The sequence below is a fragment of the Streptomyces sp. NPDC024555 genome, assembly GCF_055559335.1.
Genome location: NZ_JBVHKV010000010.1, coordinates 103,915 through 127,056 on the forward strand (window position 1 = coordinate 103,915; position 23,142 = coordinate 127,056).

Annotated in this window: 15 protein-coding genes and 1 pseudogene; 11 read left to right on the plus strand and 5 right to left on the minus strand. The window is 71.3% G+C overall.

The window, feature by feature from the left end; translation table 11 throughout:
* The first annotated feature begins 68 nt into the window (after positions 1–68).
* From ACZ4FH_RS18830 to ACZ4FH_RS18845, 4 genes are all read left to right on the plus strand, one after another.
* Positions 69–1,049, plus strand: coding sequence for a hypothetical protein (locus tag ACZ4FH_RS18830; RefSeq protein WP_467305942.1), 981 nt, complete (start codon positions 69–71; stop codon positions 1,047–1,049).
* A 448-nt stretch (positions 1,050–1,497) separates the two neighbouring features.
* Positions 1,498–2,514, plus strand: a complete 1,017-nt coding sequence (locus tag ACZ4FH_RS18835) for a hypothetical protein (protein ID WP_467305944.1) — start codon at positions 1,498–1,500, stop codon at positions 2,512–2,514.
* Between the two features lie 183 nt (positions 2,515–2,697).
* Positions 2,698–3,984 (plus strand): HEPN/Toprim-associated domain-containing protein, encoded by a 1,287-nt coding sequence (locus ACZ4FH_RS18840; protein ID WP_467305946.1) that lies wholly within the window; start codon positions 2,698–2,700, stop codon positions 3,982–3,984.
* Between the two features lie 417 nt (positions 3,985–4,401).
* Positions 4,402–5,211, plus strand: a complete 810-nt coding sequence (locus tag ACZ4FH_RS18845; protein ID WP_467305948.1) for a hypothetical protein — start codon at positions 4,402–4,404, stop codon at positions 5,209–5,211.
* A gap of 90 nt (positions 5,212–5,301) precedes the next feature.
* Here the strand turns inward: ACZ4FH_RS18845 and ACZ4FH_RS18850 are convergent.
* Positions 5,302–5,481: pseudogene (locus tag ACZ4FH_RS18850) on the minus strand (Tn3 family transposase); the annotation flags it as partial.
* A gap of 317 nt (positions 5,482–5,798) precedes the next feature.
* On the opposite strand from ACZ4FH_RS18850, the gene ACZ4FH_RS18855 reads away from it, so the two are divergent.
* Complete coding sequence (locus tag ACZ4FH_RS18855) at positions 5,799–7,073, plus strand: ABC transporter permease (RefSeq protein ID WP_467305950.1); 1,275 nt, start codon at positions 5,799–5,801, stop codon at positions 7,071–7,073.
* Positions 7,074–7,132: 59 nt separating this feature from the next.
* On the opposite strand, the gene ACZ4FH_RS18860 is transcribed toward ACZ4FH_RS18855, so the two are convergent.
* Positions 7,133–8,959 carry a serine hydrolase domain-containing protein gene (locus ACZ4FH_RS18860; RefSeq protein WP_467305951.1) on the minus strand — a complete coding sequence of 609 codons (1,827 nt, stop codon included), beginning with the start codon at positions 8,957–8,959 and terminating at the stop codon, positions 7,133–7,135.
* A 182-nt stretch (positions 8,960–9,141) separates the two neighbouring features.
* Here ACZ4FH_RS18860 and ACZ4FH_RS18865 point away from each other — a divergent pair, with 182 nt between their 5' ends.
* Genes ACZ4FH_RS18865 through ACZ4FH_RS18875 form a run of 3 tightly spaced genes read left to right on the plus strand, consistent with a single transcriptional unit; the run spans position 9,142 to position 12,947 of the window.
* On the plus strand, positions 9,142–10,251 hold the full coding sequence (locus tag ACZ4FH_RS18865; RefSeq protein ID WP_467305952.1) for an NAD(P)H-dependent flavin oxidoreductase: 1,110 nt from the start codon (positions 9,142–9,144) through the stop codon (positions 10,249–10,251).
* The gene (locus ACZ4FH_RS18870) at positions 10,248–11,789 is read left to right on the plus strand and encodes an acyl-CoA synthetase (protein ID WP_467305954.1); all 1,542 of its coding nucleotides are present in this window, start codon (positions 10,248–10,250) and stop codon (positions 11,787–11,789) included. Before ACZ4FH_RS18865 ends, ACZ4FH_RS18870 begins: the two co-directional genes overlap by 4 nt.
* A gap of 51 nt (positions 11,790–11,840) precedes the next feature.
* Positions 11,841–12,947, plus strand: a complete 1,107-nt coding sequence (locus tag ACZ4FH_RS18875; protein WP_467305956.1) for a calcium:cation antiporter — start codon at positions 11,841–11,843, stop codon at positions 12,945–12,947.
* A 36-nt stretch (positions 12,948–12,983) separates the two neighbouring features.
* Here the strand turns inward: ACZ4FH_RS18875 and ACZ4FH_RS18880 are convergent, their stop codons facing one another.
* Positions 12,984–15,404, minus strand: a complete 2,421-nt coding sequence (locus ACZ4FH_RS18880) for a penicillin acylase family protein (RefSeq protein ID WP_467305957.1) — start codon at positions 15,402–15,404, stop codon at positions 12,984–12,986.
* 150 nt (positions 15,405–15,554) lie between these two features.
* Between ACZ4FH_RS18880 and ACZ4FH_RS18885 the strand changes: the two genes are divergently transcribed.
* Positions 15,555–17,054 (plus strand): acyl-CoA synthetase, encoded by a 1,500-nt coding sequence (locus ACZ4FH_RS18885; protein WP_467305959.1) that lies wholly within the window; start codon positions 15,555–15,557, stop codon positions 17,052–17,054.
* Positions 17,055–17,101: 47 nt separating this feature from the next.
* Here ACZ4FH_RS18885 and paaK read toward each other — a convergent pair whose 3' ends face one another.
* Complete coding sequence (gene paaK / locus ACZ4FH_RS18890; RefSeq protein ID WP_467305960.1) at positions 17,102–18,397, minus strand: phenylacetate--CoA ligase PaaK; 1,296 nt, start codon at positions 18,395–18,397, stop codon at positions 17,102–17,104.
* Between the two features lie 208 nt (positions 18,398–18,605).
* On the opposite strand from paaK, the gene ACZ4FH_RS18895 reads away from it, so the two are divergent.
* Positions 18,606–20,126 (plus strand): alpha/beta fold hydrolase, encoded by a 1,521-nt coding sequence (locus tag ACZ4FH_RS18895; protein ID WP_467305961.1) that lies wholly within the window; start codon positions 18,606–18,608, stop codon positions 20,124–20,126.
* Positions 20,127–20,144: 18 nt separating this feature from the next.
* Here the strand turns inward: ACZ4FH_RS18895 and ACZ4FH_RS18900 are convergent, their stop codons facing one another.
* Positions 20,145–21,779, minus strand: a complete 1,635-nt coding sequence (locus ACZ4FH_RS18900) for an FAD-dependent oxidoreductase (protein ID WP_467305962.1) — start codon at positions 21,777–21,779, stop codon at positions 20,145–20,147.
* A gap of 235 nt (positions 21,780–22,014) precedes the next feature.
* Between ACZ4FH_RS18900 and ACZ4FH_RS18905 the strand changes: the two genes are divergently transcribed.
* Entirely contained in the window at positions 22,015–23,136 is a 1,122-nt protein-coding gene (locus tag ACZ4FH_RS18905; RefSeq protein ID WP_467305963.1) for a SchA/CurD-like domain-containing protein, read from the plus strand.
* Positions 23,137–23,142 lie beyond the last annotated feature (6 nt).

The window sequence follows — 23,142 nt, forward strand, 5'->3', positions numbered from 1 at the left end:
CATATTGGTGGAGGTCGCAGCACTGCCCCCGTACTGTCGACGGCGAGTCACGAGCGAGGGGACGATCAGTGGACCGGGACACCTTCATACGCACGGCGAAAGCCCAGATGCACAGGGCCCTGGCGTCGTTTTCGCGCGGGGACAACGGCATGGCGGTGCTGCATGCAGGCATCGCCGATGAGCATCTCCTGAAGGCCGTTCTTGTCCATCGCAGCCCCGCCCTGATCGTGGAACCAAGGGACCTGAGCGGGCTCTTGCATGCGGCCGGGCTTGGGGCGTCCGCGCCGAGCCCCGTGACTTCGGCGAAGACTATCGGGGCGGCCGAGGCATTCAAGAGAGCGCGGCATGTGATGGAACTGCCCGTCACCGAGAAGGAACACGACACGCTGCTGCGTGCCCGCAACGGGATAGCCCACATGGGCATGCATGCAACCGAGGAGACGATCGCCGCCGTTGCTACAGCTGTCGCGGTAGCCGATGCCGTCCTAAGTGACCTGGGTCTGAGGGTAAGTGACTTCTGGGGAGAGTACGCATGGTCGCGTATGGATCTGGTTGAGCTGCGCGCCGGCGAGGTTCGAAGGCGGCAGCGAGAGGAGGAGTCTGAGGAGTCCGACCGCAGGAACCAGCAGATGACCGATGAGTGGAACGTGGCGAGAGGAGCCGTAAACGCCAAGATCCGCTACTCGGCACTGCTCTTCGAGGCTCGACACGGGATCGCCGCAATGACAAACGCGATGGTCGTCGCCGCATGGGGAGCGGAAGATAGTGTCTCCCGCGCCTTGGAGCAGGTCAGACCTTGGACAGATGACGCACCACCGGAAATCGGCGTACTGCCTTGCCTGGTGTGTAAGCACCCACACGCAATCCTTCGGGGTCACGCCCATACCGAAGGACGCCATCCAAGCTGGGATGCCCCGGATGCGACCGTCCAGATCCCCGAGATGTACGACTGTCCAGCATGCTCAATGGAATTGGACGGCTACATGGAGCTGCTCTTCATCGGTCTCGATGGCCCATTCCATCAAGAGGAACATCCCTTTCCCTCGTAAGCCTCCCTGCGTCGGCAGTCCGCGCTGAAGGACACGGCCCCGATGTGTGGCCTCGAACGTTGAGGCATCGCAGATTCCTAGGCGGGGTCGGTTCCGATGTCACCGAGTGTGGCCGCCGGGGCACATTGGTTCCAGGTTCCGCCCGCTTCGGCGGACAGCTGAATGGCGGTCTTGTCGTGGGCAACCGAGAGCCTGCGCGATGGCGAGGGCTGGGGTCTGAAGAACGAGTTGGCGGATAGCGGGGGCGCCGGTTATCGGGGACAGCTTGTTCCCGCAGCTCAGAGCCTTGGAGAACAGCGCGTCACATAGGGCGCACCACCAGATCCGGTGTGGACGTTCTGGCTGGAGTGGTGACTTACGACGTCAGCCCCGCAAAGTGTCTGTGGAGCACGACGTGATGAGCCGTCAACCACCGGGCTGGCGGACCCGAGAGGAGAGCAAGCCCACGATGACGGACGACAAGGAGGGCGCGGCGCCGGCCGAGCAGGCCGTGCTCGCGACGGGCAGCGAGGACCTGGCCGCCGAGGTGCACTACCCGCCGGTGGACAACGGCCTGGACTACTTGGTCAGCGTGGTCGATCACCTGCGCGGCGAGGAGGTTGGCCGCCGGGAGCTGAAGTACGCCGTGGTGCACCTGCAGGCCGCCGTGGAGTGCCTGCTGAAGTACCGGCTGGAGCTGGAGCACTGGAGCCTGGTGTTCGCGAACCCCGGCGAGGCCAAGCGCAGCAAGTTGGACGACGGCAGCCTGGCCTCCTGCACGGCGGAGCAGACCAGGACCCGCCTCGCTAACATCGCCGGCGTTGCCATCAGCCCGAAGGAGGACAAGAACCTCACGAACTTGGCCAAGCTCCGCAACAAGCTCCAGCACTACGGCCGCCCCCATGACGCCACGGTGAACCGGCGCGTCATCGAGGCTAACGCTGCAGAGGTGCTGGAGTTTCTGACCCATTTCGTGGACACCGAGCTGCTGCCCAAACTCCCCCCACTGGACGGGGAGGCGGCCGAGGATCTGGGCCGCATCCGCAAGGGGCTCGACGAGATCCGCGGCTACGTCGCGGCGCGAATGCGGCGGCTCCGACCCCACATCGACCCCGTAAAGTCACGTACCGTCCAGTGCCCGGACTGCGACCAGTTGGCCCTGGTCGTCGGGGATAAAGAGGGCGGCTACTGCTGGTACTGCCGCTACCGGCGCGGGCCCGACGATATCGCGCTGGCCTACGCGTACGAGGTCCTCGACCGCACCACGTGGTCAGCGGTCCCTGGCGAGCTGAAGCCGGTGTTCTGGTGCCCGACCTGCGGCGCCGAGGCCCTGGTGCGCAGGGTGCTTACCGCGGCCGAACTCAAGAAGCCGGTCGACCTGTGTTTCCACTGCGGCGAGACCTTCTCCGGTATGGAAGAGTGCATCCGCTGCGGGGAGCCGTTCGCGCCGACGGACGACGAACCCGCCTGTGATGGATGCCGTTGAGCAGCTGGCATCTGCGAAATTCCCGCCCCCTTCGCCGTCCGCTACGACAGCACAGAGCATGCGAGCGGAAGATCCTTCTACACCGCGCCGGATGGTCAGTCATGACTCGCACCATCGGACGCTCCACGGCCGCACTTGAAAAATGGGGGCGCGACGTGCCCATGGGGATGGGATCCTGCGGGGATGGGACATTACCCCTATCTGGTCGCTGGCGACTGCCAGTTCCTCTACACCCGCAATCACTACGACGAGGAACTGGCGGCGCTCTTCATCGAGTCGGACCGCAAACTCATCGACGCTGACGGCGGAGAGGTCACCCCCGGTGACGAGTGGCCCGAGAGCGAGTACGCGCTCGGGTACTACACCACCGCCCGCGCACTTCGGCAGCGCCTCAACCTGCAGGGATTCACCTCGCGTCGTGCCGTCGCCAACCTGGAAGAGGCCATAGACCAGTGGCGCAAGCTCTATGAAAGCCAGGAACAGCGCCAGCGGCGAGAAAGGCAAGCGCAGGGCAAGCCGATATTTGAAGACCTCGTCCGACCCCCGCGCGAGCCCGACGAACTACTCGCTGCCATCGCCCAGGCGATCCGGCCGAAACCATCGTTTGTCACGACCCAGGAGCACTTCCAGCACGAGATGCAGTCGGCCGAGACCGCCAGTGACGTCGAGGTGATCCATTACCTCGTTGAGAAACGCAGCCTGATACGGCTGATTGTCGACCAGGCCCCTGACGACATGCGGGTCGGACTGAATCTCGGTGAGCTGACCGGCTGCTGCGTGCACCTGGACACGAACCAGCCCATCGCAAGACACACGCGCGAGAGCCAGCTGGCAGCCCTGCCAGATAATGCCCCGCTGATCGTGCTCACTGAGGGAAGCACCGACTCCCGCCTCCTCGCCGATGCCATGCACATTGCCCATCCGCACCTCGTGGGCTTCGTCCGCTTCATCGACTACGCAGGAAGGAAGGCCCAGGGCAGTGTGGGCATGCTCGCGAACCTTGTGAACGCGTTTATCGCGGCCGGCGTCGCCAACCGTTTCGTGGCTATCGCCGACAACGACGCCGGCGGGCATGAGGCGTTCGCCAAACTGAAGAGGCAGGGGCTCCCTGAGGGCTGCAAGGTCTTGCACTACCCGGACTTGCCCCTGCTGGCCAGTTACCCCACCACTGCCGATTCGACGTCCTCAACCGTTTCGATGACAGACGTGAACGGTGTTGCCGGTTCCCTGGAGATGTATCTCGGCAAGGACGTCCTGACCACCGACGGGACCCTGATGCCAGTCCGGCAAGGGGCCTTCATCCCCGCTGTGCAGAGACACCAGGGTGCACTGTCGAAGACGCACAAGGGTCTGGTGCACAAGGCGTTCGAGGAGAAGATCAGGGCAGCCCGACGCGAGCCGCACAGCGGCACCGGCGATTGGAGCGGCGTACACGCCATCATCGAGAGCATCGTCCACGCCTTCGACTGAACGACCGCATTCGTTGGCATTCAACCTAGCCGTCCCAGATCGGCATGCTGCACACGACTGACTTTGGCTGTCTAAAGACAGCAATTCTGTCGCGCCGCGGCAGGACGCCGATCCCGCGTAGGTGGGCCTGGAGGCTGATCGAGTTCATCGGCTGCCCGGGCTGACGGCCAGGAAAGAGCCATGGGCAGCCGGGTGAACGTGGAGCGCACTGGACTGGAGATGTTTCTGGCCGAGGCGCTGTCGCGCGTCACGGCTCGGCACGAGGAGCTCACCGTCCTGCGACGGGGACTGGATCCTCCCCGGACGTCTCAAGGCACACGTGCTCCCGACTCGACAGATTGTCGGCTTGGTCTGGACCGTTCTGTCGTTACAAATCCGGATGCCGTCGCGAGCCGGCCGGGTGCAAGATGGTGTGCTGTGAGCGAGATGTTGATCTGGGATGAGTGGGCACAACGGGTCTACCTGACATGGCTGGCGAGAGACATCCGGTATGCGCAGATTGCGCTCGCTGAGGTCTACGACTGCGCAAGCCGGACACCGCTGGACGCGCGGGCGTGGATCCCACTGGAGACGTTCCTGATGTTCACGGGCAAGGTGTCGAAGATGCTCTCTCCCCTGCTCACCGACAAACCGAGAAAGAACAAGGGGCAGACCCAGGAAGGCTGGGAGTGGCGCCAAGCCCGCGGCCAGTATCTGTGCGAGCTGCTGGGCGTCACGGACACGTCGCCTGTGCTCGGTCGGCAAGTAAGGGACTCAAGCGAGCACTTCGACGAGCGTCTCGATGAATGGGTGGCTCATCATCCTCGTCCAAGCGCTGAGCAAGTCGAGATGGGGGAGCTGCCGTCCTTCCCGCCACCGCCGATGAGGAGCGTCGACAGCGGCTCCTGGGAGGTCGAGGTCGCTGGCGAGACGCTCAATCTGAGTGCCATCGAGGCCGAGCTGCGGCGAATTCTTGGCCGGGCGACAGAACTGGAGTCGCTCGCCACCATGGAGGATCCAGGGCTGGCCACTCTGCTGGCTGGCCTGCCACCGTTCCCGGCGGAGTTGCGACTGAACGCGCCGACGCGCAGACCTGACGAGGATGTAATCACCGGGATCGACCTGCACGCGGCTGCCGCACGTCAGGCCGAGCTTGACGAGGCGATCGCGCGGGCCATTGACGCCTTTGCGACTCAGGATGAGCAGAACGACGCCGAACCGACGACGGGCTCGCCTGAGTCGGCGTGATACGCATCCCTCCAACGTTGCTCATCCGAGGTGTGGCCCTCGATTACAGGCGAGACGGGCTCGTATGTGCCGGCTCATGCCGAGCTATCGCGCGCGCCGGGTGGAGGCGGTGAAGCTGTAACGGCTCAGCAGGGTGAGGTTCTTGTGCTTGAGCGGGGAGAGCCGAGGTGATGTCCTCGTCTCTGAAGTGGTGGCCCTTGGCACGGAGCTGGACGACGGCGCCGTCGATATGCCGGTGGTCCACAACACGACGGCATTGAGGACAGGCCCGGGCGTGGGAGCTGGTTCTGCATCCCGTGCCAGGGCCGCCTGCTGACGCTCTGGTGACACCCCTGCGAGTGAACGACCAGAAGCCGCTCGACTCTCAAGAGCGTTGACCGCTAGTGGGCAGGGAACGCCCCGTCGCCCCTTGGTGCCACAGGGCAGGCCGCTCTCATGAGAGTCCCGAACGCTGGTGAATGCAACCTGGCCCTCGCCCGGTCCTGCATGCGGCGCACGGTGCGGATCGCCGACGGCCGGATCGCCGAGGACGTCCGTCGGGCCGGCCCCGACCCGCTCCCGCGGGACAGCGCGCCGGAGACCGCCCGATGAGCGCCCTGGGCACGGTGGTGCGCTCCGGCGTGGCCCGCCGCCGGGTGCAGACCCTGGTGATCGGCCTCGCCACGATGATGGCGGTGGCCGCCTCCGTTCTCGGCGGATCGCTGCTCGCCGTCTCCGACACCCCGTTCGACGACGCCTTCGCCCGGCAGCACGGCGCCCATCTCTCCCTGCGGTTCGACGCCGGCCGGGTCGCAGCCGGCCGACTCGCGGGAACGGCACGGGCCGACGGGGTGAGCGCGGCCGCCGGCCCCTACCGCACGGCCACGGTCGTGCCCGAGGCGGACGGGACGGGACCCGGCTGGCCGATCACCGTGGCGGGGCGGTCCGGCCCCGGCCGGGACGTGGACGCGGTCGCCCTGCTCGACGGGCGGTGGCCGCGTGGGCCCGGCGAGATCGTGGTGTCCGAGGACGCCTCGCTCTTCGTGGCCACGGGACGGCGGGTCACGTTCCCCGGACTGTCCGGCGCCCCCGCGCTGACCGTGGTCGGCAAGGCCCGGTCGGTCACCCGCACCGCCGACGCCTGGGTGGTGCCCGCCCAGATGGACGCGCTCACCGCCCCGGGCAGCGGCGGCTACCAGATGCTCTACCGCCTCACCGACCCCGACACCGAATCGGACGTCGGCGCCGCGACGGCCGCCGTGACCCGGGCCCTGCCGCGCGGGGCGCACGTCGGGGAGCAGTCCTGGCTCACCGTCGGGCACTCGGCCGCCCGCGCGACCTCCCTGTACATCCCCTTCATCGGCACGGACACCGCGCGTTACGTCGACGGGCTGAACGAGGTGCTCAAGCCGCTGGGCGCGGAGGCCCGCACCGGTTCGCTCGGCGCGGGCGGCGACATGGTGGCCACGCTCGACGCGCTCTCGGCCGTCCTGACCCTGATGCTCGTCGCCGTCGCCGCGCTCGGGGTGCTCAACGGGGTCCTGCTCGACACCCGCGAACGGGCCCGGGAGATCGGCGTCCACAAGGCCCTCGGCATGACGCCCCGCCAGACCGTGGCCATGGTCCTCACCTCGGTCGCCGTCACCGGCCTCGTCGCGGGCGGGCTCGGCGTACCGCTCGGGACGCTGCTCCACTCCCGGGTGCTGCCCGCCATGGGCGACAGCGCGGGACTGCGCCTCCCCGACTCCGTCCTCGCCGTCTACCACGGGGCCCAGCTCGTCCCGCTGGCCTTCGGCGGGCTGGTCATCGCCCTGCTGGGCGCGCTCCTGCCCGCCGGGTGGGCGGCGAGGGCCCGGACCGCGACGGCCCTGCGCACGGAGTAGCCGGCGCACCGGGCGGGGGCACGGGCACAGGGCCCGGCCCCCGGCCCGGGGCGGCGGCGTCAGTCCGCCGAGACCGTCCAGCCGTTCGCCTCGATGCGGCGGGCATCGGCCGGGCGCGCCTCGTCGAAGACCGGACGCCCGCCCGTCTCGACCCGCAGGGCGTCCACGTACACGCCCCGGCCGACGTACAGCGGGTCCGTGGCGTAGCGCCAGCGCAGCCGCACCTCGGTGTCCCGCCACGCGGAGAGGTCGGCGTCCAGCCGGTGCCAGACGCGGCCCGACCAGCCCGAGACGGCGCCCGAGGGATGGGCCACCGGCTCCTGCGGGGGTGCGGTCGCGGCGGTGGTGAAGGCGACGGGACGCCAGGTGGTGCCGCCGTCCGACGAGCCCTCCAGATACAGGAAGTCGGAATCCGGCTCGGTGTCCCACCACACCCGGCAGCTCAGCCGGGAACGGGCTCCGGCCCGCACCGGCGGCAGTGTCAGGGTCGCCGACGTGGAACCGGCCATCCCGGCGAACCACGCCGTCCCTCCCCGGGCCGGGCGGACCGCGACCGCACGGGCCATCTGGTTGGCGGTGGCGACCCGCGGCGCGCTGCCGGAGCGCCAGCTGCGCACCGGGTGCACCGAGTTGCCCAGCACGATGAGGAACGAGTCGGTGCTCGGGTCGAGCACCAGACTGGTGCCGGTGAAGCCGGTGTGCCCGGCGGTGCGCGGGGTGGCCATGGCGCCCATGTACCAGTGCTGGTAGAGCTCGAAGCCCAGGCCGTGCGCGTCGCCGGGGAACGCGGTGTTGAAGTCGGTGAACAGCAGCTCCACCGACTGCTCCGACAGGATCCTCGCCCGGCCGTACACCCCGCCGTTGAGCAGGGTGCGGGCCAGGATCGCCAGGTCCCAGGCGCAGGAGAAGACCCCGGCGTGGCCCGCGACCCCGTCCAGGCTGTACGCGTTCTCGTCGTGCACTTCGCCCCAGACCAGCCCGCGGTCCAGGCCCGACCAGGGAAGCCGGGCGTCCTCGGTCGCGGCGATCCTCGGCTTCCAGGAGGCCGGCGGGTTGTACCGGGTGCGGCGCATCCCGAGCGGAGCGGTGATCTCCTCGCGGAGCAGGACGTCCTCGGTGCGGCCGGTGATCTTCTCCAGGACCAGCTGGAGCGAGATCAGGTTGAGGTCCGAGTAGAGATAGACGGTGCCCGGGGGACTGGCCGGTGCCTCGTTCCAGATCAGCTCCAGCTTCCCCTCCCGCGTCGGTGCGGCGTACAGGGGGATCCAGGCCTTGAACCCGCTGGTGTGGGTGAGCAGCTGACGGATGGTGACGTCCTGCTTGCCGGCCCGCGCGAAGTCCGGCAGATAGCTGGCGACCGTCGCCTCCAGCTCCAGCGTGCCCCGTTCGATCTGCTGGACGGCGAGGATCGAGGTGAACAGCTTGGACACGGAGGCCAGGTCGAAGACGGTGTCCTCGGCCATGGGGATCTGCTGGTCCGCCGGGAACTCGACACCGGTGTCCGTCGTCTCGTCGTACGCCGCGTAGCGCACGGCCTTGCCGATCGGCCGGTGCAGCGCCACCGTTCCGCCGCGCCCGGCGAGCAGGACCGCGCCCGCGTACCAGGGGTGCTTGGGGGAGTCGGCGAGATAGCGCTCCGCCTCCGTGACCAACTGGTCGAGCGGTCCCTGCAACAGCCCCGCGCGGGCCGCGGATCCGCGGCGCAGCGTCGGACGGGCGGGCGAGGCGGCCCCTGTGCTCATGTCCGACGACCCCGTCCCCGGCTCGGTGGCGGCCGCCGCCGTCGCGAACGGAACGGGCGCCAGGGCGAGTGCCCCGCCCAGGGCCAGCATCCCACCGCCCAGCCCGCGCCGGGTGATGCCCCCGCCCCTCGTGTCCTCGGCCATCCGGAACCCCTTCCCACTGCCTGAAAGTAATTTTCGAAATCTCTTGCGAGTGTGAAACTTCCTTCCGGGCAGAGGGTACTGTCACCCCCCTCGGTCCCGTAGGTCCCGTGCGCCACAAAGAATCTGACACTGCATCAGAAAATGTCTTCCCTCGGTTGTCGGACTGCGGCATCCTGCCGCCCATGGAGACGGAGCTGAGCCAAGAACTGGGGATCGAGCACGCCATTTTCGGCTTCACGCCGTTCCCGGCGGTGGCCGCGGCCATCACCCGGGCCGGGGGATTCGGCGTACTCGGTGCGGTCCGCTACACCGCCCCCGACGACCTCGCACGCGATCTCGACTGGATGCAGGCCCACACGGACGGCAAGCCCTACGGTCTCGACGTCGTCATGCCCGCCAAGAAGGTGGAGGGCGTCACCGAGGCCGATGTGGAGGCGATGATCCCGGCCGGGCACCGGCAGTTCGTCCAGGAGACGCTGGCCAAGCACGGCGTTCCCGAACTCGCCGAGGGCGAGGCGTCCGGCTGGCGCATCACCGGCTGGATGGAGGAGGTCGCCCGCACCCAGCTCGACGTGGCCTTCGACTACCCCATCAAGCTCCTCGCCAACGCGCTCGGCTCACCGCCCCCCGACGTCGTCTCCCGCGCCCACGGGAACGGTGTCCTCGTCGCCGCGCTCGCCGGCAGCGCCCGGCACGCCCGCCACCACGCGGACGCCGGCATCGACGTCGTCGTCGCCCAGGGCTACGAGGCGGGCGGCCACACCGGCGAGATCGCCTCGATGGTCCTCGTCCCCGACGTGGTGGACGCGGTGGGCCCCCTCCCGGTCCTCGCCGCCGGCGGCATCGGCAGCGGCGAGCAGATCGCGGCCGGGCTGGCGCTCGGCGCCCAGGGCGTCTGGCTCGGCTCCCTGTGGCTCACCGCAGAGGAGGCCGATCTGCACTCCCCGGCCCTGACCGCCAAACTCCTCGCCGCGGGCTCCGGCGACACCGTCCGCTCCCGCGCCCTCACCGGGAAGCCCGCGCGCCAGCTCCGCACCGAATGGACGGACGCCTGGGACGATCCGGCGGGCCCCGGCACCCTGCCCATGCCGCTCCAGGGGCTCCTGGTGGCCGAGGCCGTCTCCCGTATCCAGAAGTACGAGACGGGCGCCCTGCTCGGCACCCCCGTCGGCCAGATCGTCGGCCGGATGAACAGCGAACGCAGCGTCCAGGCCGTCTTCGACGACCTGACCCGCGGTTTCGAACGCGCCGTGGACCGGATCAACCGCATCGCCGGACGGAGCGCCTCATGAACCAGCCGCCCAACGGCTTCTGGGCCCAGGCCACCGCCGACCCCGACCGCACCGTCCTCGTCACCCCCGAGGGCGAGGAGTGGACGGCGGGACGGCTGCACGCCGACGCCAACCGCATGGTGCACGGACTGCGCGCGGCCGGCCTGGAGGAGGGCGACGCCTTCGCCGTCGTCCTGCCCAACGGGGTCGAGTTCCTCACCGCCTACCTCGCCGCCTCCCAGGCCGGCTACTACCTCGTCCCCGTCAACCACCACCTCGTCGGACCCGAGATCGCCTGGATCGTCTCCGACTCCGGCGCCAAGGTCCTCATCGCCCACGCACGCTTCGCCGACGCCGCGGCGGCGGCGGCCGACGAGGCGAAGCTCCCGGCGAGCCACCGCTACGGGGTCGGCGGGGCCGAGGGCTTCCGCCCGTACGCCGAACTGCTGGAGAACCGGCCGGTGTCACCGCCCGAGGGGCGCACCCTCGGCTGGGTCATGAACTACACCTCCGGCACCACCGGCCGCCCCCGGGGCATCCGCAGGCCGCTCCCCGGCAAGCTCCCCGAGGAGAGCTACCTCGGCGGATTCCTCGGCATCTTCGGCATCAGGCCGTTCGACGGCAATGTCCACCTGGTCTGCTCGCCGCTCTACCACACGGCCGTGCTCCAGTTCGCCGGAGCGGCCCTGCACATCGGCCACCCGCTGGTCCTGATGGACAAGTGGTCGCCCGAGGCGATGCTGCGGGCGATGGACACCCACCGCTGCACCCACACGCACATGGTCCCCACCCAGTTCCACCGCCTCCTCGCCCTTCCCGACGAGGTCCGCGCACGCTACGACGTCTCGGCGATGCGGCACGCCATCCACGGCGCCGCGCCCTGCCCCGACCACGTCAAACGGGCCATGATCGACTGGTGGGGGCACTGCGTCGAGGAGTACTACGCGGCCAGCGAGGGCGGCGGCGCCTTCGCCACCGCCGACGACTGGCTGAAGAAGCCGGGCACCGTCGGCCGGGCCTGGCCGATCAGCGAGCTCGCGGTCTTCGACGACGACGGCAACCGGCTCGGCCCGGGGGAACTGGGCACCGTCTACATGAAGATGAGCACCGGCGGCTTCCAGTACCACAAGGACGAGAGCAAGACCCGGAAGAACCGCATCGGCGACTTCTTCACCGTCGGCGACCTCGGCGTCCTGGACGAGGACGGCTACCTCTTCCTCCGCGACCGCAAGATCGACATGATCATCTCCGGCGGGGTGAACATCTACCCCGCCGAGATCGAGTCCGCCCTGCTCCGCCACCCCGCCGTCGCCGACGCCGCCGTCTTCGGCATCCCGCACCCCGACTGGGGCGAGGAGGTCCGGGCCGTCGTCGAACCCGCCGAGGGCCACGAGGCCACGGACGCGCTCGCCGAACAGATCCTCGCCCACTGCGCCGGGTTGCTCGCCGGGTACAAACGGCCCAAGACCCTCGGCTTCATCGAGGCGATGCCCCGCGACCCCAACGGCAAGCTCTACAAGAGGCGGTTGCGGGAGCCCTACTGGGAGGGCCGGGACTGAGCCGGTCCGCCCGGCGGGCGGGCCCCCGCCCGCTCTGGCAGCGTGGGACGCATGGACACGCGCGCGACGATCCGTTCACTGGCGACCCGGTGGACGGTCGTCGTGCCGCTGGTCGCCGCCCTCGCGCTGGTGTTCAGCTGGGGGCGCGAACTGCCCTCCGCCGCCGTCGCCGTGGTCGCGCTCTGCCTCGCCGGGGCGGTCCTGGCCGCCGTCCACCACGCCGAGGTGATCGCCCACCGCGTGGGCGAACCCTTCGGCTCGCTCGTCCTCGCCGTCGCCGTGACCGTGATCGAGGTCGCGCTCATCGTCACCCTGATGGCCGACGGCGGACCCAGGACGACCGCGCTGGCCCGCGACACCGTCTTCGCGGCCGTCATGATCACCTGCAACGGAATCGTCGGGCTCTCCCTGCTGGTGGGCGCCGTCCGCACCCGCGTCGTCGTCTTCAACGCGGAGGGCTCCGGCGGCGCGCTCGCCACCGTCGCCACCCTGGCCACGCTCAGCCTCGTGCTCCCCACCTTCACCACCGGCAAGAAGGGGCCCGAGTTCTCGCCCGCCCAACTGGCCTTCGCCGCCGTCGCCTCGCTCTGCCTCTACGGACTGTTCGTCGCCGTACAGACCGTCCGGCACCGCGAGTACTTCCTCCCGCTGACCCAGGACGGACACGTCCGGCAGGACGAGCAGCGGGCGCATCTGCCGAGCCGCGGTGCCACCGCGCTGAGCCTCGCCATGCTGCTCGTCGCGCTGATCGCCGTCGTCGGCGACGCCAAGGCCGTCTCCCCGGCCATCGAGTCGGGCGTCGAGGCCGCCGGTATGCCGCAGGCGGTCGTCGGCGTCGTCATCGCGCTGCTGGTCCTGCTGCCCGAGACCCTCGCCGCCGTACGCGCGGCCCGCCGCGAACGCATCCAGACCAGCCTCAATCTGGCGCTCGGCTCGGCGATGGCCAGCATCGGCCTGACCATCCCGGCCATCGCCCTCGCCTCGATCTGGCTCGACGGACCGCTCCACCTCGGCCTGGGCGCCACCCATATGGTGCTGCTCGCGCTCACCGTCGTGGTGGGGGCGCTGACCGTCGTGCCCGGACGGGCGACCCTGCTCCAGGGCGGCGTCCACCTGTCGGTCTTCGCCGCGTTCGTCTTCCTCGCGATCAGCCCCTGACCGCCGGGGCCAGGGGCCGACCGCGCCCTTCCGGGGTCAGCGGCGCTCGCGCACCCGCACCACCGTCAGCTCCGGTGACCGGGCGATGTCCTTCTCGCAGAACCGGGACGTCACCCAGCGCTCGCCCGAGTACAGCTCGGTCTGGTCGCTGTAGTGCGGCGACGCGGGGTTCGAGGACTGCGCGTACGTGAGCAGCGTCCGGGCCACCGGGCACCGGCTCCCGTCCCAGCCGACCGCCTGGATGTAGCTGGACCCGGTCGAGACGTCCGTGTACGACGCCGTGGCCGCGTCCCAGACGCCCTCCGTCTTGTTCCAGACGCCCAGCGCCTCCGTCCCGCCGCCGACCGGAATCCGCTTCGTGCCGCGCAGCACCGACTGGTGCGCGCCCAGGGGCGCGTCCAGCGCGACGCCCGCGCCCCGCAGCTCGGCCACCGCGTCGGCCAGGGCCGTCAGCACACCCGGCGCCGAGGTGTTCAGCGTGCGGGGGGTGGAGACCGGGGCGGCGGGGGAGAAGGGGACCTTCCACAGCTCCGCCGCCGGTACGGCAGCCGCCCGGCGCCAGAAGCGGTCGAAGAGCAGCGCGCCCCGGCTCCCCGTGTCGACGGTGCGGTCCCAGTCGCGCAGCACCCCGCACGCCCCCGAGACGTCGACCGCCGCGCCCGAACTCGCCGTCGCCGTACCGCCCGGCAGCGCCGCGCACGCCCGCGCCAGATCGGCCGCGGCCAGATCACCGGCCGGCGCCCGGTCGGCGAACTGCTGCTTCTGCAGGTCCGCGACCGTCAGCCGGCCCCGGCCCGCCATCGCGGCGACGTCCTCGACGGCACCCCGGGTCCGCATCGAACGCGGCGTCCCGACCGTCCCGAACACCCGCTCGTAGCCGGTCACCGGGGCGTCCGCGTTGGCCAGCCAGGCGCTGTCGTTGGAGTTCTCGACGTACGGGGTGTTCTCCACGGTCGGCATCCGGCCCGGCCCGAAGATCCCCGGCTGCACCGCGTCCGGGTCCGAGCCCGGCGCGCAGTCGCTCCGCGAGCCGTCCAGCACGGCGAGCCCCGACGACGGATAGGTGACCCGGCCCAGCGGCGTCGAGCAGCGCGCGGCGAGATCGTCGGTGATCCTCGGCAGCACCTGCGACTGCGAGAAGAAGGTGTGCCCCGAGGAGTCGGCCGCGATCGTGTTCACCCACGGCAGCCCCTGCGTGCGGCGCAGCGCCTCCTTGATCCCCGCCGTGCTCCGGGCCCTGCTGAAGCCCAGCGCGGTGTCGCCCGAGCGCAGATTGACGGCGTTCGGATCGTTCAGCGCGTACGCCGACTCCCGCGTCCACGGCAGCGGCAGGCCCGCGCCGAGCGAGGTGACGACCGGCCCGTAGGCGGTCCACCACTGGGTCCGCGTCACGTCCGGACCGCCCGCCACCGCGACCGACACGGTCCGTGCGGTCATCCTCCGCCGCTTCCCGTCCACCAGGTAGACGGTCGGATCGTCCGGGGCCAGGGTCAGCTGGTGGAGGTTGAGGGTGACGCCCGTGGCCACGGTGTGGCTCCAGGCGACGTCCGCGTTGTGCCCGATGGAGAGCGTCGCCGAGCCGAGCAGCGAACCGCCCGCCGCGTTCAGCTCACCGGGGATCGTCTGCTGCGACTGCCAGAACCGCCGCCCGCCCTGCCACGGGTAGTGCGGATTGCCGAGCAGCAGCCCGCGCCCGCCGGCCGTCGTGCTGCCCCGGAACGCCACCGCGTTGGACCCCATGTCCGCGTTCTGCGTCGAGAGCAGCTCCGCCGCCGCCTCCGCCGCCCGCTCGGGCGACGGCGTGGCGGGCACGGAGGGCGAGGGGGCGGCGGCCGGCGGCAGCGCGGCCGTGATCCCGTCGATGCCGCGTCCCTGACCGCCGAGCACCGAGAGCGCGAACGCCCGCTCCGCGACGTCCAGCGCGGTCACCGGACGCACCCAGCGGGCGCCCCGGCAGGCCGGATCGGTGATCCGGTTCTGTGCCAGCCAGGCGTTGTAGCCGGCCGCCCAGCCGCGCTGGAGCTCCTTCACGGCCCGGCCCGGCCCGGCCGGGGCCGGTGTCGCCAGCAGCTTCTCCACGGTCCGGCTGTCGCGCACCCCGCGGAAGTAGAGATCGCTGGAGAGGTTCTTCGCGGCCGAGGAGAGCGAACCGTCCGGCGCGGCGTCCGCCCCGAAGTACCGCGACCGCTCCCCGCGCAGCGTGACGAAGCCGTCGGCGAGCGTGCACACCTGGTCGGCCGCCTGCGCCCAGCCGTTGCCGAAGCCCAGATTCGCGTAGTCCCGGGCCACGATGTGCGGAATGCCGTATTCGGTGTAGCGGATCACGGCGGACAGCCCGCCGCCCGACGGACGGTGGGTCCGGGTCTCGTGCGCCGAGGCCGGCGGCAGCGACGCCGACACGGTGAAAAGGGCGAGGCCCGAGACGGCGAGCAGTCTCAGACGGTTCCGGAGAGGCAACGGTCCTCCCAACTCTGGGGGTGCGGACGACGGTTACTCGCGGGTTCGAGGTGTCGGGGGCAACTCAGCCAGTACAGCCGTGCGCCTGTCAACATCCCGGTCGGTATCCGGACCCTTGACCCCGGGGCCCGCGCCGCTCAGGATCACGCCATGACCGCAGTACGCAGCAGCACAGTCGACGGAGTCGTGACCCGCAGCGCCCGGCGCACCCCCGGGCGCACCGCCCTGCGGTACGGCGCACGGAGCTGGACCTACCAGGGGCTCGACGAGGCCGTCTCCACGGCCGCCGCCGTCCTGGCGGAGGACCACGGGCTGCGCCCCGGCGACCGGGTCGCCTCCTACGCCCACAACTCCGACGCCTATCTGATCGCCTACCTGGCCTGCGCCCGCGCCGGGCTGGTGCACGTACCGGTCAACCAGAACCTCACGGGCGACGACCTCGCCTACATCCTGCGCCAGTCCGGCAGCTCCCTGGTCCTCACCGACCCGGACCTGGCCGCCCGGGTCCCCGAGGGGTACGCCGTCCGGGCGCTGCGGGACGAGCCCGGCTCGCTGCTGACCGCGCTGGAGACCCCGCGCCCCTTCGTCCCCGAGCGCGCACCGGGCGCCGACGACCTCGTCCAGCTGCTGTACACCTCCGGCACCACCGCCCAGCCCAAGGGCGCGATGATGACGCACGGCGCCCTCGTCCACGAGTACGTCAGCGCCGTCGCCGCCCTCGATCTGCGCCCCGGCGACCGGCCCGTGCACGCCCTGCCGCTCTACCACTCCGCGCAGATGCACGTCTTCCTGCTGCCCTATCTCGCGGTCGGCGCGGAGAACACGGTGCTGGACGCCCCCGACGCCGCCCGGATCCTCGACCTCGTCGAGTCGGGCCGGGCCGACAGCCTCTTCGCCCCGCCCACCGTCTGGATCGGCCTCGCCAACCACCCGGACTTCGCCACCCGCGACCTGGGCGGACTGCGCAAGGCGTACTACGGCGCCTCGATCATGCCCGTCCCCGTGCTGGAGCGGCTGCGCGCCCGCCTGCCCGGCCTCGCCTTCTACAACTGCTTCGGCCAGAGCGAGATCGGCCCGCTCGCCACCGTGCTGGGACCGGACGAGCACGAGGGCCGGATGGACTCCTGCGGCCGGCCCGTCCTCTTCGTGGAGGCGAAGGTCGTCGACGAGGACGGCAAGGAGGTCCCCGACGGCACCGCCGGCGAGGTCGTCTACCGCTCGCCCCAGCTGTGCAGCGGCTACTGGGACAAACCGCAGGAGACCGAGGAGGCCTTCCGCGACGGCTGGTTCCACTCCGGCGACCTCGCCGTGCGCGACGCGGAGGGGTACTTCACCGTCGTCGACCGGGTGAAGGACGTCATCAACTCCGGAGGCGTCCTCGTCGCCTCCCGCCAGGTCGAGGACGCCCTCTACACCCACCCGGCCGTCGCCGAGGCCGCCGTCGTCGGACTGCCCGACGAGCGCTGGATCGAGGCCGTCACCGCCGTCGTGGTGCGGCGCGAGGAGACCACCGAGGCCGAACTGATCGCGCACGCCCGCGAGAAGCTCGCCCACTTCAAGGCCCCCAAGCGCGTCGTCTTCGTGGACGAACTGCCGCGCAACGCCAGCGGGAAGATCCTCAAGCGCGAACTGCGCGACCGCCTGGCCTGACCGGACGCGCCCCTTCCGGCGGACCCGCCCGCCGGAAGGGATGGCCCTCAGCCGCCCGGCCGGTCCCGGTCGTCCACGATCCGGCGGAACTTGCCCACCGAACGCTCCAGCGTCTCCGGGTCCAGGATCTCGACCCCGACCGACACCCCGATCCCGTCCTTGACGGCCGCCGCGACCGAGGCGGCCGCCGCCTCCCGCTGCTCCGCGCTCGTCCCGGCCCGCGCCTCCGCCCGCACCGTCAGCACGTCGAGGCGCCCGCGCCGGGTCAGCCGCAGCTGGAAGTGGGGCGAGACCCCCGGCGTGCGCAGCACGATCTCCTCGATCTGCGTCGGGAACAGGTTCACCCCGCGCAGGATCACCAGATCGTCGCTGCGCCCGGTCACCTTCTCCATCCGCCGGAACACCCGCGCCGTGCCGGGCAGCAGCCGGGTCAGGTCCCGGGTGCGGTAGCGGATCACCGGCATGGCCTCCTTGGTCAGCGAGGTGAACACCAGCTCGCCCCGCTCGCCCTCGGGCAGCACCTCGCCGGTGAACGGATCGACCACCTCGGGATAGAAGTGGTCCTCCCAGATGTGCAGCCCGTCCTTCGTCTCCACGCACTCCTGCGCCACCCCCGGACCCATCACCTCCGAGAGCCCGTAGATGTCGACCGCGTCGATCGCGAACCGCTCCTCGATCTCCCGCCGCATCTCCTGCGTCCACGGCTCGGCCCCGAACAGCCCCACCTTCAGCGAGGTCGACCGGGGATCCACACCCTGCCGCTCGAACTCGTCGAGCAGGGTGAGCATGTACGACGGCGTCACCATGACGACCTCGGGCCGGAAGTCCTGGATCAGCTGCACCTGCCGGGCCGTCATCCCGCCCGAGGCGGGCACGACCGTACAGCCCAGCCGCTCCGCCCCGTAGTGCGCGCCGAGCCCGCCGGTGAACAGCCCGTACCCGTACGCGACATGGACCAGCTGCCCGGGGCGGGCGCCCGCCGCCCGGAGCGAGCGCGCCACCACGTCCGCCCAGACGTCCAGGTCCTTCTCCGTGTAGCCCACGACCGTCGGCCGGCCCGTCGTCCCGCTGGAGGCGTGGATCCGGCGCACCCGCTCCCGGTCCACCGCGAACATCCCGAACGGATAGTTGTCCCGCAGATCGGCCTTGGTGGTGAAGGGGAACCGGGCGAGGTCGGCCAGGGAACGGCAGTCGTCCGGATGCACCCCCGCCCGGTCGAACGCCCTGCGGTAGTGCCCGACATGCGCGTACACATGGCGCAGGGTGGCCCGCAGCCGCTCCAGCTGCAGCGCCGCGAGCTCCTCGCGGCCCATCCGTTCCGCCGCGTCCAGCAGAGCCGTCATGCGGATCTCCCTCGTCCGTGCGCAGTCCGTGCGGTCGACCGATCATTCGGTCGTTCTCCTGGGGAGCAGTAATTCAGGATCTTGCACCGTGTGGCAAGAGGCGCGACGCAACCGGCGCGACCCCGTGCCCGGCCGCCCGTCCCGCATCGTGGATACGCCCGTACCGAACACGCCCGCATCACCGGGGCGGCCCTGTTTGGATGGGTCCATGCCGACTTTTCGTACGTACGACGGGACCGAACTCGCCTACCACGTCAAGGGAGAGGGCACGCCGCTGATCTGCCTGCCGGGCGGCGCGATGCGTGCCGGCGCGTATCTCGGCGACCTCGGCGGGCTCTCCGCCACCCGCCGGCTGATCGTGCTCGACCCGCGCGGCAGCGGGGATTCCGCCGTACCCGACGATCCGTCCACCTGCCGGTGCGACCGGCTCGCCGACGACGTGGAGGCGCTGCGCCGCCACCTCGGCCTCGAACGCGTCGATCTGCTGGCCCACTCGGCGGGTGCCGACCTCGCCGCGCTGTACGCCGCCCGCCACCCCGAGGCCCTGCGCAGCCTCGTCCTCGTCACCCCCGCCACCCGGGCCGTGGGCTTCGTCACGGGGGAACGCGAGACCCGGGAGGCCGCCGCCCTGCGCAGCGCGGAACCCTGGTACGAGGAAGCCCTACCGGCCCTGGAGCAGGTCAGGACCGGCCGGGCGTCCGACGCACTCCGCACGGCCGCCCGCCCCTTCCTCTACGGACGCTGGGACACCGCCGCACAGGAGCACGCCGCGAGGGCCGACGCGGGGAACAACCCCGCCGCCCGGGTCTGCGCCGGGGAAGGGGCCTGCGACCCGGCCGCGACCCTCCCCGCGCTGCGCGCCCTGCCCGCCCCCGTCCTCGTCCTGGCCGGAGCGCTCGACTGCCTCACGACCCCCGACCGGGCCGCCGAACTCGCCGCGCTCTTCCCGGAGTCGGAGTTCGCCGTCCAGCGGGGCGCCGCGCACTACCCGTGGATCGACGACCCGGGCGCCTTCGTCCGCACCGTCACCGCCTTCCTCGACCCCGAGGTGCGCAGCGTCCAGGCCGGCGGCATCCGCCTCGCCTACCGCGTCTGGGGCGACCCGGCCGCCCCGCCCGTCGTCCTCGCCCACGGCCGCTGCGGCTCCGGCGCCACCTGGACCACCGTCGCCGAACGGCTCGCCGCCACCCACCGGGTGTACGCCTTCGACTTCCGCGGCCACGGACTCAGCGACTGGCCGGGCCGCTACTCCTTCGAGCTGTTCCGCGACGATCTGCACGCCTTCCTCGAAGCCCGCAACCTGGCCGGCGCGACCGTCGTCGGCCACTCCATGGGCGGCGCCGCCGCTCTGCTGCTCGCCGAACGCCAGCCCGGACTCATCGGCCGCCTCGTCCTGGAGGAGGCGCCCCCGCCCTTCCCGCTGAACCCGCCCCGGCCGGTCCCCGAACGTCCCGAGGAGGAACTGGACTTCGACTGGGCCCTCGTCCCCGCCACCGACGCCCAGCTGAACAGCCCCGATCCGGCCGGGCGGGAACTCCTCGGCGAGATCACCGCGCCCACCCTCGTCATCGGCGGTGGACCGGGCAGCCATATAGCCCAGGAGGAGCTGGCCTGGATGGCCGGACAGATCCCCGACGGCCTGTTCGTCACCATCGACGCCGGCCATCTCGTGCACACCGAACGACCGGAGGAGTTCCTGTCCGTCCTCCGGTCGTTCGGCGTGGGCTGAGCCCCGGGGCCCGCCCGGTCAGTCCCGGCGCAGCAGCGCCGCCATGACCTCGTACAGCGCCTGCTCGGTGTTCCCCACGGCCGACTCCGCCCGCCAGGCCACGAAGCCGTCCGGGCGGACCACCACGGCGCCCTCCCGGTCCGTCCCGTGCGCCTCGGCCCAGTCCGCACCGGCCTCCGGCTCCAGATCGGCGCCGGGGCCGGTGCCGATCCCGTACGCGCCGAGCCGCACCCCCAGCCGCTCCGCGACCCGGGCGGCGGCCGCCCGCCACACCGTGTCCGAGGCGTCCGCGAGCAGCACGAAGTCCCGCTCGTACAGATCCAGCGTGGAGATCCGCTCCCCGCCCCGCCGCAGCCACAGATGCGGCGCCCGGCTGCCCGGCTCGCCCGTCAGCCGGACGCCCTCGGGCACCACCGGCCGGTCCGGCCCGACACCGAGGACCGCACCGTCCACATAGCGGTAGCCCAGCGCCACGTTCAGCATCCCGCCGCGCTTGCCGCCCCCGACGGTCGGCGGGGCCGCGTACCCCGGGTGGCTGTGCTCACCCGAACGGGCCGAGGCCCGCTCACCGGTCGCCCGCGCCACCGGAAGCCGCTCCGCCTCGTAGGTGTCCAGCAGCCGCGGCCCGGCGTCGCCGCGCAGCACCGCCGCCAGCTTCCACGCCAGGTTGTGCGCGTCCTGGATGCCGGTGTTGGAGCCGAACGCCCCGGTGGGCGACATCTCGTGCGCCGAGTCCCCGGCCAGGAAGACCCGGCCCCGGGAGTAGCGGTCCGCCACCCGCTCGGCCGCGTGCCACGGTGCCCGGCCGGTGATCTCCACATCGAGGTCCGGAGCCCCGACCGCCCGGCGGATGTGGTCCGCGCACCGCTCGTCCGTGAAGTCCTCCAGCGTCTCGCCCCGGTCCGGCTGCCACGGCGCGTGGAACACCCACTCGCTCGCGTTGTCCACCGGCAGCAGCGCGCCGTCCGCCTCCGGATTCGTCAGGTAGCAGACGATGAAGCGCCGGTCGCCCAGCACCTCGGCGAGCCGGTGCGAGCGGAAGGTGATGCTCACGTTGTGGAACAGGTCACCGGCACCCGAACGGCCGATGCGCAGCTGCTCCCGCACCGGGCTGCGCGGACCGTCGGCGGCGATCAGATAGTCCGCCCGAACGGTGGTGTGCTCACCCGTCTCCCGGTTCTTCACCGCGGCCGTGACCCCCGACCCGTCCGCGTCGAACGACATCAGCTCGGTCGAGAACCGCAGATCGCCGCCCTGCTCCCGGGCCCGGTCCAGCAGCACCGGCTCCAGGTCGTTCTGGCTGCACAGGCACCAGCCGCTCGGACTGAACCGGGCGAGCGCCCCGCCCGGGTCGATCTCCTTGAACAGCCACTCCTGGTCGTCACCCGTCAGCGAACCGGCCTGGAGGATGCCGTGGTTCTCCGCCAGGACCGTGGCCGCGGCCCGGATCGGCTCCTCCACCCCGGCACCCCGGAAGATCTCCATCGTGCGGACGTTGTTGCCGCGTCCGCGCGGGTGCGTGGAGGTCGCCGCGTGCTTCTCGACCAGCAGGTGCCCGACGCCGAGCCGGCCGAGGAAAAGGGATGCGGACAGGCCCACCAGCGAGCCGCCCACGATGAGGACCGGCACACGCACGTCGACGTTCTCGTTCATCAATCGCTCCTGCTCGGACGCCGTACAGATGCAGTGTTGATGCCCTCGCCGGAGGCCTTCGGACGCCCGCTCACCTGAACGGTTCATAAATCTCGCGTCAGCCGGACCAGCGTTTCACGATCGGTCACGGAGACGGCTCCCGCGCTCCCGGGCGCACCGGGCACCTCCGCCGGGAGACTCCCCGCTCCGGCCCCCCACTCGACGGTTCCCCCACCGTCTCGAAGGAGTTCGCACGATGACCACCACCCTCTCGGAACGGATCTCCCAGTCCGCCTTCGACGGATCCAGGCTGCGGGTCGTCCTGCTCCTGGACCTGTACGACGGCGCGCAGCAGCAGTTCCTGGAGGCGTACGAGCATCTGCGCAACCAGGTGGCGTCCGTGCCCGGCCACCTCAGCGACCAGCTGTGCCAGTCCATCGAGAACCCCTCGCAGTGGCTGATCACCAGCGAGTGGGAGAGCGCCCCGCCCTTCCTCGCCTGGGTCAACAGCGAGGAGCACGTCGCCACCGTGCAGCCGCTGCACAACTGCGTGCGCGACACCCGCTCGCTGCGCTTCAGCGTGCTGCGCGAGACCGGCAAGGGCTTCGAGACCGTGCCCGGCACCGAGCGGACGGGCCTCCAGCCCTCGCCCCGGGTCGGCGACGGCGTGGTGCGCCACGCGCTGACGTTCACCGTCCGGCCGGGCACCGAGGAGATCGTCGCCAAGATCCTCGCCGACTACGACTCCCCGCAGGCCCGCGTCGACGACCACACCCGGCTGCGCCGCACCTCCCTCTTCATGCACGGCAACCGCGTGGTCCGCGCCGTCGAGGTCGAGGGCGACCTGCTCGCCGCCCTGCGCCACGTCTCCCGCCAGCCCGAGGTCCGGGCCGTGGAGGAGGCGCTCAACCCGTACCTGGAGCAGGAGCGCGACCTCTCCGACCCCGACTCGGCCCGGATGTTCTTCACCCGCGCGGCCCTGCCCACCGTCCACCACGTCACCACCGGCCGGCACGCCCCCGACCTGATCGACCGTCACGCGCTGTACTACCAGGCCAAGGAAGGCTGCGGAATGGCGCTGGCCCGGCTCCTCGCCGGGCACGACGAGGAGGCCGCCGACGACCCCGGCAGCCCCATCGAGAGCAGCACGATCTTCCAGCGCGACGACGTCGTCGTCCGCCTCCTGGAGGTCAGCGGCCCGCTGGACGCGCACCCCGCCCAGGCCCTCGGCGTCGACGGCCCCGGCAAGGGCGCCCGCCTCGCCCGCCTCCTCGACGGCGAGGCCACGGCCGTCCCGGCCACCGACCAGGACGCCGCGCGCTTCCTCGCCCGGTCCGAGATGCGGCTCATCACCGACCGCCGCGCCGCCGATTCCTGAGACGCG

What these genes read in the sequence shown, in the direction of transcription:
- ACZ4FH_RS18835 (WP_467305944.1), top strand. Translation starts at nt 1,498, where the DNA reads ATGACGGACGACAAGGAGGGCGCGGCGCCGGCCGAGCAGGCCGTGCTC.
- ACZ4FH_RS18840 (WP_467305946.1), top strand. Translation starts at nt 2,698, where the DNA reads ATGGGACATTACCCCTATCTGGTCGCTGGCGACTGCCAGTTCCTCTAC.
- ACZ4FH_RS18855 (WP_467305950.1), top strand. Translation starts at nt 5,799, where the DNA reads ATGAGCGCCCTGGGCACGGTGGTGCGCTCCGGCGTGGCCCGCCGCCGG.
- ACZ4FH_RS18860 (WP_467305951.1), bottom strand. Translation starts at nt 8,959, where the DNA reads ATGGCCGAGGACACGAGGGGCGGGGGCATCACCCGGCGCGGGCTGGGC.
- ACZ4FH_RS18865 (WP_467305952.1), top strand. Translation starts at nt 9,142, where the DNA reads ATGGAGACGGAGCTGAGCCAAGAACTGGGGATCGAGCACGCCATTTTC.
- ACZ4FH_RS18870 (WP_467305954.1), top strand. Translation starts at nt 10,248, where the DNA reads ATGAACCAGCCGCCCAACGGCTTCTGGGCCCAGGCCACCGCCGACCCC.
- ACZ4FH_RS18875 (WP_467305956.1), top strand. Translation starts at nt 11,841, where the DNA reads ATGGACACGCGCGCGACGATCCGTTCACTGGCGACCCGGTGGACGGTC.
- ACZ4FH_RS18885 (WP_467305959.1), top strand. Translation starts at nt 15,555, where the DNA reads ATGACCGCAGTACGCAGCAGCACAGTCGACGGAGTCGTGACCCGCAGC.
- paaK (WP_467305960.1), bottom strand. Translation starts at nt 18,397, where the DNA reads ATGACGGCTCTGCTGGACGCGGCGGAACGGATGGGCCGCGAGGAGCTC.
- ACZ4FH_RS18895 (WP_467305961.1), top strand. Translation starts at nt 18,606, where the DNA reads ATGCCGACTTTTCGTACGTACGACGGGACCGAACTCGCCTACCACGTC.
- ACZ4FH_RS18900 (WP_467305962.1), bottom strand. Translation starts at nt 21,779, where the DNA reads ATGAACGAGAACGTCGACGTGCGTGTGCCGGTCCTCATCGTGGGCGGC.
- ACZ4FH_RS18905 (WP_467305963.1), top strand. Translation starts at nt 22,015, where the DNA reads ATGACCACCACCCTCTCGGAACGGATCTCCCAGTCCGCCTTCGACGGA.